A 12586-nucleotide genomic window follows, 5' to 3' on the forward strand; every position below is an offset into this window, starting at 1 on the left:
TTCAACTTCAACCACTTGACTCGCTGCGATCTCTCGTAGCGGGAGGCGAATTCTACAGCGTTTCAAACCGCTGTCAACTGCCTTTTTTTCACCGCTGCCGATCTTTCGATCGAAGCACCTCCGGATGACCCTGGAACCGCTAACCCTTTGAAACTCAAGGAGTTTTCAGTTCCGACTGCGCCGGAAGTGGGGCGAATTATAGAGAGATTAAATCGGACGTCAAGGGTTAATTCAGAAAACCCCGAACAAAAGAATAATGAGCAGTATATTGCTCATTTTTGGGCCTTTGCGCATCATAGTCTGCCCGCGCTAGTACCTATATAAGGAATGCCCTCCCGCAATGAATAGCCAACCCCGCAGCCTGGCCGCCACTCTCTTCCCTATTGGCTTGCTGCTGATCGCCATGGCCTCGATCCAGTCCGGGGCCTCGCTGGCCAAGAGCATGTTCCCGGTAGTGGGCGCACAAGGCACCACCACCCTGCGCCTGATCTTTGCCAGCATCATCATGCTGTTGCTGCTGCGCCCCTGGCGCGCCAGGCTCAGTGCCAGCACCCTGCGCACCGTGATCATCTACGGTATGGCCCTGGGCGGGATGAATTTCCTCTTCTATATGTCGCTGCGCACCGTGCCACTGGGCATTGCCGTCGCCTTGGAGTTTACCGGCCCGCTAGCCGTCGCCCTGTACGCGTCGCGACGGGTCGTGGATTTTCTCTGGATCGGCCTGGCGGTAATTGGTTTGCTGCTGTTGATTCCGATCGGCCAGACCAGCGCCGGCATCGACCTGGTTGGCGCAGGCTACGCACTGGGCGCCGGCGTGTGCTGGGCGCTGTACATTCTATATGGGCAAAAGGCCGGTGCCGAGAACGGCATCCAGACCGCCGCCCTGGGCGTGATGATTGCCGCGCTGTTCGTCGCCCCCATCGGCATAGCCCATGCCGGTAGCGCGCTGCTCACCCCATCACTGCTGCCTATCGCCCTGGGCGTTGCGATACTCTCCACAGCCCTGCCCTACAGCCTGGAAATGGTCGCCCTGACACGCATGCCCGCCCGGACCTTCGGCACCTTGATGAGTATCGAACCCGCGTTCGGCGCACTATCAGGCTTGCTGTTCCTGGGCGAAGTGCTGACCGTAGCGCAATGGCTGGCTATTGCCGCAATCATTACCGCCTCAGTTGGCGCCACCCTGTCACTGCGCAAGGAACGCCCGGCGCTGGTTGCCGCTGACTGATTTGAGAAATATTTGCATTTAAATAGACGCTGGTCATTGTGCCGGACTTCCACCATCTTTAAGCTGTCATATAACGTCAACCTTAAAGATATCTAATTGACAAGACAGGGACGCGAAGAGGCATCAGGGACGAAGCACGGGAAATTAGACACGGGCGGTAGACCCGGTACGCATTAAGGACAGGAATGAAACGAATTTTGCTCATCCTAGCCATTTTGGCCATCGCGGGGTGTGCGGCGACGGCGAGCACCGAAGTCAAACGAGGCAAGAAAGGCCTGCACATCAACTGCTCTGGCCTGTCTTCATCTTGGGACAAATGCTACGCCAAGGCCGAAGCCTCCTGCGGCAGCAAAGGCTATAAAGTCATTGCCCGTTCAGGTGACGGCGATGCCGAGCCCGGTGACTATCCTTTTGGCCTCAACCCTGCTGGCTACACCAGCCGCAGCATGATCGTCATCTGCAAGTAAGCTGATCAAAAAACAAGGGCAGCCCACAGGCTGCCCTTGCTGTCACTGCCGTCTAGATATCAGATCGATTCCGTACGAACCTGCAACCAACGCAACGCAGGCCCCTCCAACAATGGCGAAAGGCGCTTGCGTACCTCTGCGTGATAGCCATTGAGCCAGTCACGCTCCTCACTACTCAATCGCTGCGTCAGCAGGCAGCGGGTATCGATCGGACACAGCGTCAGGGTTTCAAACTCGAGAAAGTCGCCAAACGCGCTTTTGCCCACCTCACGGTTGAACACCAGATTCTCGATACGCACGCCCCACTCGCCGGGACGATAGGTACCGGGCTCGATCGAGGTGATCATTCCCGCCTGCATGGCGGTCTGTGGCGCGGCGGCGGCCTGATAGGCAATCACCTGCGGCCCTTCATGCACATTCATGAAGTAGCCGACACCATGCCCTGTGCCATGACCGTAGTCGACCTGCTCCGCCCAGATGGGCGCACGAGCTATGGCATCGAGCAGTGGCGACAGGATGCCGCGAGGGAAACGCGCGCGGGACAATGCAATGACACCTTTGAGTACCCGGGTGCAGTCCTGTTTTTGTTCAACAGAGGGGTTGCCTATCGGCACCATCCGGGTGATGTCGGTAGTCCCGCCCAGGTACTGTCCGCCGGAATCGATCAGCAACAGACCATCGCCTTCAATGCGCGCGTGGGATTCGTCGGTTGCCCGGTAATGCGGCATGGCGCCATTGGCATTGAAGGCGGCGATGGTCGAGAAGCTCAGCGAGACGAACCCCGGGCGACGTGCACGCGAAGCACTGAGCTGTTCATCCACGCTTAGCTCGGTGATCGGCTCGCCGCGCCCCTGGGCCGCCTCGAACCAGGCGAAGAATTCGCACAGCGCCGCGCCATCTTGCTCCATGGCCTTGCGGATATGTGCAAGGTCGGCTGCGCTTTTCTGCGACTTGGCCAGCGTGGTCGGGTTCAACCCTTCTACCAGGCGAACGCCATTGGCGGCATTGGCCAACAGGCCACTGGTAACTCGCGCCGGGTCGATCAGCAGGCTGGCGCCAGCGGGAATCGCGGCCAGTGCCGAGGCAACCTCGGCATAGTCGCGCAAACGGATGCCGTCGACTTCCAGCACATGACGCAAATGTTCGTCGACCTTGTTCAGGGCGACGAACAGGGTGGCCTGACCTTGGCTGATCAGGGCAAAGGAAACGAACACCGGATTGTAGGAAACGTCACTGCCGCGCAGGTTGAACAGCCAGGCGATGTCGTCCAGAGTGGCGATGAAGTGCCAGTCGGCGCCACGCTCGCCCATGGCCTGACGCAGGTTGGCCAGCTTTTCGGCACGACTGACCGTGGCTTCGGGCGGCAGGTGCTGGTACACCGGGTTTTCCGGCAGCGCCGGGCGGTCAGCCCAGATTTGCCCGAGCAGATCCCTATCACTTAACAAACGCACGTTGCGCGCCTTGAGCCGCTCGCCCAGCTGGCGTGCAGATGCCAGGGCCATGACCGCGCCGTCGACCGCAACCACGCCGCCTTCAGGGGCCTGCTCGGCCAGCCAGTCCAGCGGACCGGGCTTGCCTGGCAGCAACTTCACCAGTTCGATGGTAGTGCCCGCCAGTTCCTTTTCTGCCTGTTCCCAATAGCGGCTGTCCGCCCACAGGCCGGCGAAGTCGGCGCTGACGATCAAGGTGCCGACCGAGCCATGGAACCCGGACAACCATTGCCTGGCCTGCCAATAACCGGGCAGGTATTCGGAAAGGTGCGGGTCGGCCGAAGGCACCAACAGGGCATCGACGCCTTCGCGCTGCATCACTTCACGAATACGTTCCAGGCGCGTATTCACCGCTTCCTGCGTTGAAGACTGAGTGTTCATGCTGACTCCTGCTACCACGGCATCCATTGTTATAGGCGCTGATAATGGAACAGGCTTCAGCCCTGGGCAACCGCCCAGAAGGGTTGTGATTGTAACGAGGCCTTTATCGCGCGGATTGCCTGGTCGATGTCTTCTGCCCGGGTGTAGCGGCCCAGGCTCAGGCGAAGGGTCTGGCGCGCGGCCTGCGGCTCGAGCCCCAGCGCAAGAAGCACGTGGGACGCTGCATTGCTCGCCGAATTGCAGGCTGAGGTCGAAGAAAATGCCAAGGTCTGGGCCAACGTCGAAAAATCGGGAACGTCAGCGCCGAAGGTAAGACTCAGGGTATGCGCGATGCGTTGCCCGGCACTGCCGTTGAGCTTCACTCCGGGCACGCTCAGCAACTGATCGAGCAAGCGCTGCTGCAGATGAGCGATGCGCCGGGTTTCGTCTTCAAGCAGCGCCTGGGCCACGGCAAACGCCTCGCCCATGCCGACGATCTGGTGCGTTGCCAGCGTCCCGGAGCGCAGCCCGCCTTCGTGCCCGCCGCCGTGGATCTGCGCTTGCAGCAAGGGCCTGGCGCGCTCTCCTACATACAAGGCGCCAATGCCTTTGGGCCCATAGACCTTGTGCGCGGAAAAGGACATCAAGTCGACCGGCCAGCGGGCCAGGTCGATCGACAGCTTGCCCGCCCCTTGCGCCGCGTCCACATGCAGCAAGGCGCCATGCTGGCGTACAACCTCGGCCAGCGCCGGGATATCGTTGACGGTCCCCAGCTCGTTATTCACCAGCATCAGTGAAACCAGGAAAGTATCTTCGCGCAGGGCTGCGCGCAGCGCTTCGGTTGTGATCAGGCCCTGGGCGTCGGGCGCGAGCAAGGTCAGCTCGAATCCGTTTTGCTCAAGCTGGCGAACGGTATCGAGCACCGCCTTGTGTTCGATCTGGCTGGTAATGATGTGACCACCCTGGCGCCCCTGGGCGAGGCCCTTGAGCGCCAGGTTGTTCGATTCGGTCGCCCCCGAGGTCCAGACGATCTGCCCGGCCTGCGCACCCACCAGCCCGGCAACCTGGGCACGGGCATTCTCCACGGCCGTGCGCGCGTTCTGCCCGTAGCAATGGGAGCTGGAGGCCGGATTGCCAAAATTGCCCGAGGCACCCAGACAGCTGACCATGGCCTGGATGACTCGCTCGTCGACCGGTGTCGTGGCGGCGTAGTCGAAATACAGCGGAAGATCATTCATGACAGCAGGCTCTCTGGTTGTCGTCGCCATGCAAAGCAGACGTTGCCTAAATCCGTGTAGGGAAAGTGCAACGCCATAGTGCACCAGCCACCAATAGAACTATAAATTATCAATTTTCATATTTATATAACCTAAAAAACCATCCTTCAGTCACTCACCCTGAACTTCTGCCACTCATGGACTTCACATTCAGTACAGCCCGGCAAGGGAGGATCTGCCCATGCTCCGATCGACAGACCGCAAGCAAGGCGTGGTGCTGCTGGATACCCGTCAAAGTACACCCGAACACGAACACAGTGTGCACCTCAAGCTCGCCGAACGGCTCGCGCAGTTGTTCCACACCGAGGTGGTCAGCCCTGCCCAGCCGCCGACGGCAAAACAGAACTTCTACTACCTGCCCACTGAAACCCTGATCGGTGCCGAACGCTATCGGGCAATGGGCATTGGCGCACCGACCGATCTGTTTGGCGGCCTGGTCAGCCAGCCGTTTATGGCCACCAAGGCGATTTCCCACCCGATTGCGGCCGATGCGCGTTTTCCGCTGGGCTGGAGCAATGATTTCGCCCGGTTGGCCCAGGATGCGCTGCTTCGTGGCTACAGCGTCTTTAGCCTCGACGATGCCCTGCGCGCCGCACAATTGCTGTTGCGCGAGGGGCCCCTGCGCCTCAAGCCGGTGCGCGCCACCGCAGGCCGCGGGCAATGCGTGATCGACGACATGAAAGGCCTGGAACAGGCACTGGGCGCCATGGATGAACAGGAAATAGCCCTCTGGGGCCTGACCCTGGAGGAGAACCTCAGCCAGGTGCAGACCTTCAGCGTCGGCCAGGCCCTGGTCGCCGGCATCCTCTGCAGCTACTACGGCACCCAACAGTTGACCCGCGACCATCAGGGCGAGGAGATCTACGGCGGGTCGGACCTGGTGCTGGTGCGCGGTGACTACGACGACCTGCTGCAACTGCAACTGGAAGATCACCTGCGCCTGGCCATTACCCAGGCCAGGACCTACGAACAGGCCGCGCTGCAGAGCTTCCCTGGGTTTATTGCCTCACGGCGCAACTATGACGTGGCACGCGGCCTTAACAGCCAGGGCAAGCTGCGCAGCGGCGTGCTCGAACAATCCTGGCGCATCGGTGGTGCCAGCAGTGCCGAGGTACTGGCGCTGCAGGCGTTTGCCGCTGACCCGGCGCTGATGCGCGTGCGCGCCTCCACCCATGAAGCCTTCGACGCGCCTGAGCTGCCCGCCGATGCGACGATTTTCTATCAGGGGGACGACAGTGAACTCGGACGAGTCTGCAAATACGCACGGATCCGCGACTATGACCATCCATAGCGAAGCGATCGAGATTCCGGTCGATGGCGAAAGCATCGCCGGAACCATCGTCAGCCCCAGTGCCAAGGTGCCCGCCATCCTCTTTGTGCACGGCTGGGGTGGCAGCCAGCAACGCGACCTGGCCAGGGCCAAGCAGATCACCGGCCTTGGCTGCGTGTGCATGACCTTCGACCTGCGTGGCCACGAGAAGACCGAAAGCCAGCGCCTGAGCGTTACCCGCGAGCAGAACCTCGCTGACCTGGTTGGCGCCTACGATCGGCTGGTCAGTCATCCGGCAGTCGACAGCAGCGCCATCGCCCTGATCGGCAGCAGCTACGGCGGCTACCTGGCGACCTTGCTTACAGCCTTGCGCCCGGTCAAATGGCTGGCATTACGGGTGCCGGCGCTGTACTGGGATGAGGAATGGAAGCTGCCCAAACAAGCCCTCGACCGCCAGCGTCTGAGCGACTACCGTCAGCGCCCGCTCGCGCCGGCAGACAACCGTGCACTGGGCGCCTGCGCAGAGTTTGCCGGCGATGTGCTGCTGGTGGAGTCGGAACAGGACGACTTCGTGCCACACAGCACCTTGATGAGTTACCGCTCAGCCTTCGTCAGTGCCCATTCGCTGACCCACCGGATCGTCGACGGCGCCGACCACGCACTGTCCAGCGACCGCAGCCAGAAGGCCTACAGCTCTATTCTCAGTGCCTGGATCAGCGAAATGGTCATTGGCGCAAGACTTGACCGCTACCCGCATCATTCACCCTGGTACTCCTGAGTCCATAGGCAGTTGGCAGTGCAGCCCGTGCTCGGCTGTACGGGCCAGGCTGCTGAGGGTCTGGAAGGCATTGAAGTTCACGCTTCTGGCCTGGTGCTGGCGAATCAGTTGCAGGAACGGCTCATGCTCGAAACTGCTGACAGCAGCCTCCCAGGCAGTACGTGACCGCCACTGCAGGTATTGCAATACCCGGCTGCCATCATCGCTGGCCTGGATACTGGCAGCGACCAGGCCGTTGTGCTGCACGGCAAGGTACTCGCTGCGCAGCACCAGCGCCTGGGCCAGCGCGTGTTGACGATCCGGCGCCACCTCGAACTCGATCATCTGGGTAAAACACAGGCTGTTGTCTGAAACCAGCATGAAGCTACTCCCTCTGCCTTTGCACTTGCGGTGCGATGGCAGGCAGGGTAAAACCTCGAGTTAACTAGAGGTCAAGAGAAATCCTGTCATGCCCGATACCGCCCAGAGTGCCCTCAGCGTCGGCCAACTGTCGGCGCGCAGCGGCGTGGCCGTGACCGCCCTGCATTTCTACGAAAGCAAAGGCCTGATCTACAGCACCCGCAGCGCCGGCAACCAGCGCCGCTACCCGCGCGAAACCCTGCGTCGGGTGGCGGTGATCAAGATGGCGCAACGCCTGGGTATTCCCTTGGCCACCATTCATGCCGCGTTGCAAACGCTGCCGGTGGGCCGTGCACCGAGCGTGAAGGACTGGCAACGGCTATCGGAGCAATGGCGCCAGGACCTGACCCGGCGCATCGACAAGCTGATGGTGCTGCGCGACCAGCTCGACGGCTGCATCGGCTGCGGCTGCATGTCGCTGCAAAGCTGTCCGCTGCGCAACTGTGACGACCAGCTCGGCGAACAGGGCCCTGGGCCGCAACTGCTGGAGCCTGGCGCCGAACCCAACGACTAACGGCCCGTGCCGGCCAGAAGCTGCGCCAGCGCCTTGGCCTGCAAGGCCACGTCGGTCACCGATGTGCTCTCCCACCACAACCCGCGCAGCGGCGGGCCCATGGCAAACAGCTGCGAACTGTAGCGGCCCTCGCCATCCTGCACCGCGCCCTGGGCGTTTGCGGCGATGCCCAGGGCCAGCGGCCCCGGCTGGATCAGCCGGCGTTGCAGCAAATTCTGCGGCAAGGGCCGGGCCACCCTGCGCCAGTCGTACTCAATACCGGTGGAATTGATCAGGGCGTCGGCGCTGATCCGCTCGACCTGCGTTTGCCCGCGAAAGCGCAGCTTGACCACCGGCAGGCGGTCGGCGCCGGTTTCGACCCCTTGCAACGACGCCGCATGAATCCGCAATCGCCCTGCTTCGATCAACTGCGCCAGCAATGCCGCTCCCGGCGGTGGCGATCGATGATGATGGCTCTCCCACCAGGGCCGCACATGGCGCACGAACTGGCGCTTGTGACGCTCGCTGGCCTGGCTCCAGAGCCTGCCGATATGCACGCGCACGGTGTCCAGGGGCGCCTGCCAGTCGATGCCCTGCTGCTGGGCCAGGCGGCACTGATTGCGCAAGGCCCGCAGCAGTTGCAATGGACTGCGCAGTGACAGGTCCGCAGCGAGAAAATCTTCCCATGCCGGCGGTTGACGACGTACATGAGGCAGCAGCCCGTGGCGGGAAAACACCTCGATCGGGCCGCGATGGCCGGCTGCCTGCAGCGACACCACCGCGTCGACCATGGTCAACCCGGAACCGATAATGACCACCCGGCCGTCTGGGTTGATCGACCGCATGGCCTGGATATCCCAGGGGTCCACACAGGCGCTGTTGAAAGCATTGTCGCCGCGCTGGGGAGTACGCGCGGCGGCAAACATGCCGGTGGCCAGGACGGCCCGGCTGGCGCGCAAGGTCCGACCGTCGGCCAGGCTTACACTGAGCCCCAGTTCATCCACCGCCAGGTCCAGCGCCTCGGCCTGAACATGCTCAAGGCACGAGCCCTGCTGCGCACCCACCGCCTGCGCCTCGGCCAGGCGCTGACGGACATACTCGCCAAACAGCCCGCGAGGCGCAAACAGCTCCGCCACCGGTACCCCTTGCGCGGCCGACTCTGGCCAGCCTCCGGCAGCAATGTGCTGGCCCAGCCACTGGCTCAGGTCATCGGCGTTGTCCGGGTCGACACTCATGCGCGCGGCATTGCCGTTGAGGGTGTGCCCCAGGTGCGTGGCGCTGTAGGCTTCGCCGCGCCCCAGTTCATCGCGTGGCTCGACGACCAGTACACGGCGCTGGCCGGCTTGGCGTAACAGCTGCGCGGCCAGCAGGGCTGCGCTCAGGCCGCCGCCGATGATCAGCACATCGGCAGGCGGGCTCTCGGCTTGTTCAGGGGCGCTCATGGCGTTCTCCGTCTTGTTTGCAACGGATAATAGGCAACAAAACGCCAAGTGCGCAGCCCGGCCTGTACCAAAGTAGGATCAAGCCACCACAGCGGTGAGTCGGCGCCGGTAGTCGCTGGGGGCAAGGCCGGTGACCTTGAAGAACACTTTGCGAAACGCGCCCGGGTCCTGATAGCCGACACCCCAGGCGATCTGGTCGATTGAGCGGTTGGTGAACTCAAGCATGCGGCAAGCCCGCCCGACCCTGACCTGCTGGCAGTACTCGGTGGGTTTAAGGCCCGTGGCGCTGCGAAAGCGGCGCAGGAAAGTGCGCTGCTCAAGGCCGGCACACGCGGCCATGGCCGCCAGCGACACCTCACGCGCGCCACTGCCCTGCAACCAGTGCTGGACCTTGAGCACCGCCTCGTCGCCGTGGTCCAGCCGAGGGCTGAAGACGCTGCCGGGGTGCTGCCCGCCGCTGACCCGTTCGACCGCCAGGAACCGCGCAGTCTCCGCCGCCAGGGTTTCGCCCAGGAAACGCTCGACCAGTTTCAGGCCCAGATCGGTCCAGGCCATCAACCCGGCCGAGGTGATGATGTCGCCGTCATCGAGCAGCGGCAGGTTGGCTTCGACCTGCACCTGCGCAAAGCGCTCGGCCAGTGATTGCGCGAAATTCCAGTGGGTGGTCGCCGGGCGCCCGTCAAGCAGGCCGCTGGCGGCGATGAAGAACACCCCGACGCAAACCGACACCAGCAATGCGCCGTCCGCATGCCATTGACGCAGGCTGGCACAGTAGCGATCGAGCAGTTCGGGCGAGGGCGCCTGGGTCAGGCTCGGCGGGATGATCATGGCCCGCAGCGGGTGCAGGCTGCCTGGGTGCGTGTCGAAGGTTACCTGCAGTTGCTGATCAGGCCCCTCGCTCCAATGGCTGACGCGCAATGCGGGCCGCTCCAGCGCCCCCAACTCCAGGCGCAGGCGGTTGGCCACGGCAAACAGATCGGTCAGGCCATGCACGGCGGCCAGTTGCGCGCCGGGATAAACCAGCAGGCCAATTTCCAGAGTGTCCTGCGCCGCTGCCATTGTCAGTTTTTCCCGCCAATTTGTCGTTCGCGCCAATCCGCAAGCGCATCGTCCAAGCCTATAACTATCACCACGCCACAACCACTCCCCAACACGAGGCTTTTGACATGAGCAAGCAGGCACTGATCGTCATCGATATCCAGAACGATTACTTCCCCGGCGGCAAATGGACTCTGGATGGTGCCGATGCGGCAGCCGACAACGCCGCCAGCATCCTTGAGGCCGCCCGCGCCCGTGGCGACCTGGTGGTGCATGTACGTCACGAGTTCGAGTCCGAAGACGCGCCGTTCTTCACCCCGGGCTCGCAAGGTGCGCAGATTCACCCCAAGGCCGCCAGCCGCGCAGGCGAGCCGGTGCTGCTCAAGCACAGGGTCAATTCGTTCCTGGGTACCGGGCTCAAGCAGTTGCTGGATGAGCAGAACGTCAGCGAACTCACGGTGATCGGCAGCATGAGCCACATGTGCATCGATGCCGTCTGCCGCGCGGCGGCCGATTACGGCTATGGCGTCACCGTGGTTCACGATGCCTGCGCGACCCGCGCCCTGGAGTTCAACGGCATCAATGTGCCGGCGGCGCAGGTGCATGCAGCCTTTATGGCATCGCTGGCCTTCGCCTACGCCCAGGTGATTTCCACCGAACACTACCTGACCGACACCAAGCGCTGAGTGCCGTGACCCGCCGCGTGCTCAGATCACCACATTGCGCACGAAGCGGGTCGCCACCTCGCCGTCATTGCGATAGGCATAGCGGCGATTGCTGGCAAAGGTGAAGAACTCGCCAGCATTGAACCGCTGTTGCTGCCCTTCGACCTCCAGGGTCAGGCAGCCTTCGAACACAAACAACTGCTCGCTCCAGCCATCGGCATCGGGCTCGCAGGGGTAGACCTCACCGGGTTCCAGGCGCCACTCCCAGAGTTCGACCTCCCGGGTGGCGGCGGAGCTTGCCAGCAGCACGGCCTTGCTGCCGGGATGCACACCGGCCCAGGCCAGTTCGTTGATGCGGCTCGGGTCGCGGTTATCCGGCGCCTTGATCAAGTCACTGAAGGCAACTTGCAGGGCTTCGGCGATCAGATCGAGAGTAGTCAGACTGACATTCTTTTCGCCGGCCTCGATGGCCACCAGCATGCGCCGGCTGACCCCGGACTTTTGCGCCAGGGCACTCTGGCTCAATTGGGCAGCATGGCGCAGGCGACGAATGTTCTGGCTGACGTGCTGAAGCACCGAGGCGCGTTGAGGGGAATCTTTGTGCACTATATTGCTCATCAATAGGGGTTGCGCAGTATACTGCCCACTTTCGCCGCAATTGTGCGTCGACCCTCTTCCGTGTGCAAGGCCATGACCCCAACGAACCCCGCTGAACGCCCTTCCGTTTCCTTCCGGCTGAGCAAGGCCGAACTGGTGCTGGTGTTTATCACTATGCTCTGGGGCGGCACCTTTTTGCTGGTGCATAACGTGATGACGGTCAGCGGGCCGATGTTCTTCGTCGGTTTGCGCTTTGCCGCCGCGGCCTTGTTCGTCGGTCTGGTGACGGCCCGCTCGCTGCCGGGCCTGACCGCTACCGAACTCAAGGCCGGGGTGTTGATCGGTGTATCGATCATGCTTGGCTACGGCCTGCAGACCGTTGGCCTGCAAACCATCAGCAGCAGCCAGTCGGCATTCATCACCGCCTTGTACGTACCCTTCGTGCCCTTGCTGCAATGGCTGGTGCTGGGCCGCCGCCCGGGCCTGATGCCAAGCCTGGGTATCTGCCTGGCGTTTGCCGGCCTGATGCTGCTGGCAGGCCCCGGTGGTGGTTCGCTGCAGTTCAGTCCGGGGGAAATCGCCACCCTGGTCAGCGCCGTAGCCATTGCCGCAGAAATCATCCTGATCAGCCGCTACGCCGGCCAGGTGGATGTTCGCCGGGTAACCGTCGTGCAACTGGCCACCGCCTCGGCGCTGTCGTTCATGATGGTGGTACCGACCCAGGAGCGCCTGCCGGACTTCTCCTGGCTGTTGCTGCTCAGCGCCGTGGGCCTGGGGGCGATGAGCGCGGTGATCCAGGTGGCGATGAACTGGGCACAAAAATCGGTCTCGCCAACCCGTGCCACGCTGATTTATGCCGGTGAACCGGTGTGGGCCGGCATCGTCGGGCGCATTGCCGGCGAGCGCCTGCCAGGCGTGGCCCTGCTTGGCGGTTTGCTGATCGTCGTCGCCGTGGTGGTCAGCGAGCTGAAGTTTCGCCGCCGTAACCAAGAGCAGACGACTCTCGAGGCCCACGCCGAAGAACGCGAACCGGGTCTGTGATCGACAAATGCAGGCTATCCTTTGAAAAAAACTGTTATAAA

13 protein-coding genes are annotated in these 12586 nt (G+C 62.6%); 7 read left to right on the forward strand and 6 right to left on the reverse strand.

What is annotated here, in order from left to right:
- The first annotated feature begins 340 nt into the window (after positions 1 to 340).
- Positions 341 to 1228 carry a threonine/homoserine exporter RhtA gene (gene rhtA, locus UB48_RS25655; RefSeq protein ID WP_045202035.1) on the forward strand — a complete coding sequence of 296 codons (888 nt, stop codon included), beginning with the start codon at positions 341 to 343 and terminating at the stop codon, positions 1226 to 1228.
- Between the two features lie 185 nt (positions 1229 to 1413).
- Positions 1414 to 1695 (forward strand): hypothetical protein, encoded by a 282-nt coding sequence (locus tag UB48_RS25660; protein ID WP_045202036.1) that lies wholly within the window; start codon positions 1414 to 1416, stop codon positions 1693 to 1695.
- A 59-nt stretch (positions 1696 to 1754) separates the two neighbouring features.
- Here UB48_RS25660 and UB48_RS25665 read toward each other — a convergent pair whose 3' ends face one another.
- A complete protein-coding gene (locus UB48_RS25665) occupies positions 1755 to 3566 on the reverse strand; it encodes an aminopeptidase P family protein (RefSeq protein ID WP_045202038.1) in 1812 nt (603 codons plus the stop codon).
- A 56-nt stretch (positions 3567 to 3622) separates the two neighbouring features.
- On the reverse strand, positions 3623 to 4783 hold the full coding sequence (locus tag UB48_RS25670) for a cysteine desulfurase family protein (protein ID WP_045202041.1): 1161 nt from the start codon (positions 4781 to 4783) through the stop codon (positions 3623 to 3625).
- Positions 4784 to 5003: 220 nt separating this feature from the next.
- On the opposite strand from UB48_RS25670, the gene UB48_RS25675 reads away from it, so the two are divergent.
- Positions 5004 to 6113, forward strand: coding sequence for a DUF3182 family protein (locus UB48_RS25675; RefSeq protein WP_082075523.1), 1110 nt, complete (start codon positions 5004 to 5006; stop codon positions 6111 to 6113).
- The gene (locus tag UB48_RS25680) at positions 6100 to 6870 is read left to right on the forward strand and encodes a S9 family peptidase (protein WP_045202044.1); all 771 of its coding nucleotides are present in this window, start codon (positions 6100 to 6102) and stop codon (positions 6868 to 6870) included. The genes UB48_RS25675 and UB48_RS25680 overlap by 14 nt, the downstream gene beginning before the upstream one ends.
- Here UB48_RS25680 and UB48_RS25685 read toward each other — a convergent pair.
- Positions 6853 to 7230 carry an antibiotic biosynthesis monooxygenase gene (locus tag UB48_RS25685; protein WP_045202045.1) on the reverse strand — a complete coding sequence of 126 codons (378 nt, stop codon included), beginning with the start codon at positions 7228 to 7230 and terminating at the stop codon, positions 6853 to 6855. The two genes, UB48_RS25680 and UB48_RS25685, sit on opposite strands and share 18 nt — an antisense overlap.
- Positions 7231 to 7318: 88 nt before the next feature.
- On the opposite strand from UB48_RS25685, the gene soxR reads away from it, so the two are divergent.
- The gene (gene soxR / locus UB48_RS25690; RefSeq protein ID WP_045202047.1) at positions 7319 to 7783 is read left to right on the forward strand and encodes a redox-sensitive transcriptional activator SoxR; all 465 of its coding nucleotides are present in this window, start codon (positions 7319 to 7321) and stop codon (positions 7781 to 7783) included.
- Here soxR and UB48_RS25695 read toward each other — a convergent pair.
- Entirely contained in the window at positions 7780 to 9204 is a 1425-nt protein-coding gene (locus UB48_RS25695) for an FAD/NAD(P)-binding protein (protein ID WP_045202049.1), read from the reverse strand. The genes soxR and UB48_RS25695 overlap by 4 nt on opposite strands.
- 78 nt (positions 9205 to 9282) lie before the next feature.
- On the reverse strand, positions 9283 to 10263 hold the full coding sequence (locus tag UB48_RS25700) for a GlxA family transcriptional regulator (protein WP_045202051.1): 981 nt from the start codon (positions 10261 to 10263) through the stop codon (positions 9283 to 9285).
- Positions 10264 to 10370: 107 nt separating this feature from the next.
- Here UB48_RS25700 and UB48_RS25705 point away from each other — a divergent pair, with 107 nt between their 5' ends.
- Positions 10371 to 10928 (forward strand): cysteine hydrolase family protein, encoded by a 558-nt coding sequence (locus UB48_RS25705; protein ID WP_045202053.1) that lies wholly within the window; start codon positions 10371 to 10373, stop codon positions 10926 to 10928.
- Positions 10929 to 10949: 21 nt separating this feature from the next.
- Here the strand turns inward: UB48_RS25705 and UB48_RS25710 are convergent, their stop codons facing one another.
- Positions 10950 to 11513, reverse strand: coding sequence for a helix-turn-helix domain-containing protein (locus tag UB48_RS25710; RefSeq protein ID WP_045202055.1), 564 nt, complete (start codon positions 11511 to 11513; stop codon positions 10950 to 10952).
- Positions 11514 to 11597: 84 nt separating this feature from the next.
- Here UB48_RS25710 and UB48_RS25715 point away from each other — a divergent pair, with 84 nt between their 5' ends.
- Entirely contained in the window at positions 11598 to 12545 is a 948-nt protein-coding gene (locus UB48_RS25715; RefSeq protein ID WP_045202057.1) for a DMT family transporter, read from the forward strand.
- The last annotated feature ends 41 nt before the right edge of the window (positions 12546 to 12586 follow it).

Origin of the sequence: Pseudomonas sp. 2(2015), from assembly GCF_000955865.1 — a bacterium.
In the GTDB taxonomy this organism is placed as follows: Bacteria; Pseudomonadota; Gammaproteobacteria; order Pseudomonadales; family Pseudomonadaceae; genus Aquipseudomonas.

Excerpts from the sequence above, each read along its gene's own strand:
- UB48_RS25685 (WP_045202045.1), bottom strand. The coding sequence starts at position 7,230 with ATGCTGGTTTCAGACAACAGCCTGTGTTTTACCCAGATGATCGAGTTC.
- rhtA (WP_045202035.1), top strand. The coding sequence starts at position 341 with ATGAATAGCCAACCCCGCAGCCTGGCCGCCACTCTCTTCCCTATTGGC.
- UB48_RS25715 (WP_045202057.1), top strand. The coding sequence starts at position 11,598 with ATGACCCCAACGAACCCCGCTGAACGCCCTTCCGTTTCCTTCCGGCTG.
- UB48_RS25705 (WP_045202053.1), top strand. The coding sequence starts at position 10,371 with ATGAGCAAGCAGGCACTGATCGTCATCGATATCCAGAACGATTACTTC.
- UB48_RS25665 (WP_045202038.1), bottom strand. The coding sequence starts at position 3,566 with ATGAACACTCAGTCTTCAACGCAGGAAGCGGTGAATACGCGCCTGGAA.
- UB48_RS25675 (WP_082075523.1), top strand. The coding sequence starts at position 5,004 with ATGCTCCGATCGACAGACCGCAAGCAAGGCGTGGTGCTGCTGGATACC.
- UB48_RS25700 (WP_045202051.1), bottom strand. The coding sequence starts at position 10,263 with ATGGCAGCGGCGCAGGACACTCTGGAAATTGGCCTGCTGGTTTATCCC.
- soxR (WP_045202047.1), top strand. The coding sequence starts at position 7,319 with ATGCCCGATACCGCCCAGAGTGCCCTCAGCGTCGGCCAACTGTCGGCG.
- UB48_RS25670 (WP_045202041.1), bottom strand. The coding sequence starts at position 4,783 with ATGAATGATCTTCCGCTGTATTTCGACTACGCCGCCACGACACCGGTC.
- UB48_RS25680 (WP_045202044.1), top strand. The coding sequence starts at position 6,100 with ATGACCATCCATAGCGAAGCGATCGAGATTCCGGTCGATGGCGAAAGC.
- UB48_RS25695 (WP_045202049.1), bottom strand. The coding sequence starts at position 9,204 with ATGAGCGCCCCTGAACAAGCCGAGAGCCCGCCTGCCGATGTGCTGATC.
- UB48_RS25660 (WP_045202036.1), top strand. The coding sequence starts at position 1,414 with ATGAAACGAATTTTGCTCATCCTAGCCATTTTGGCCATCGCGGGGTGT.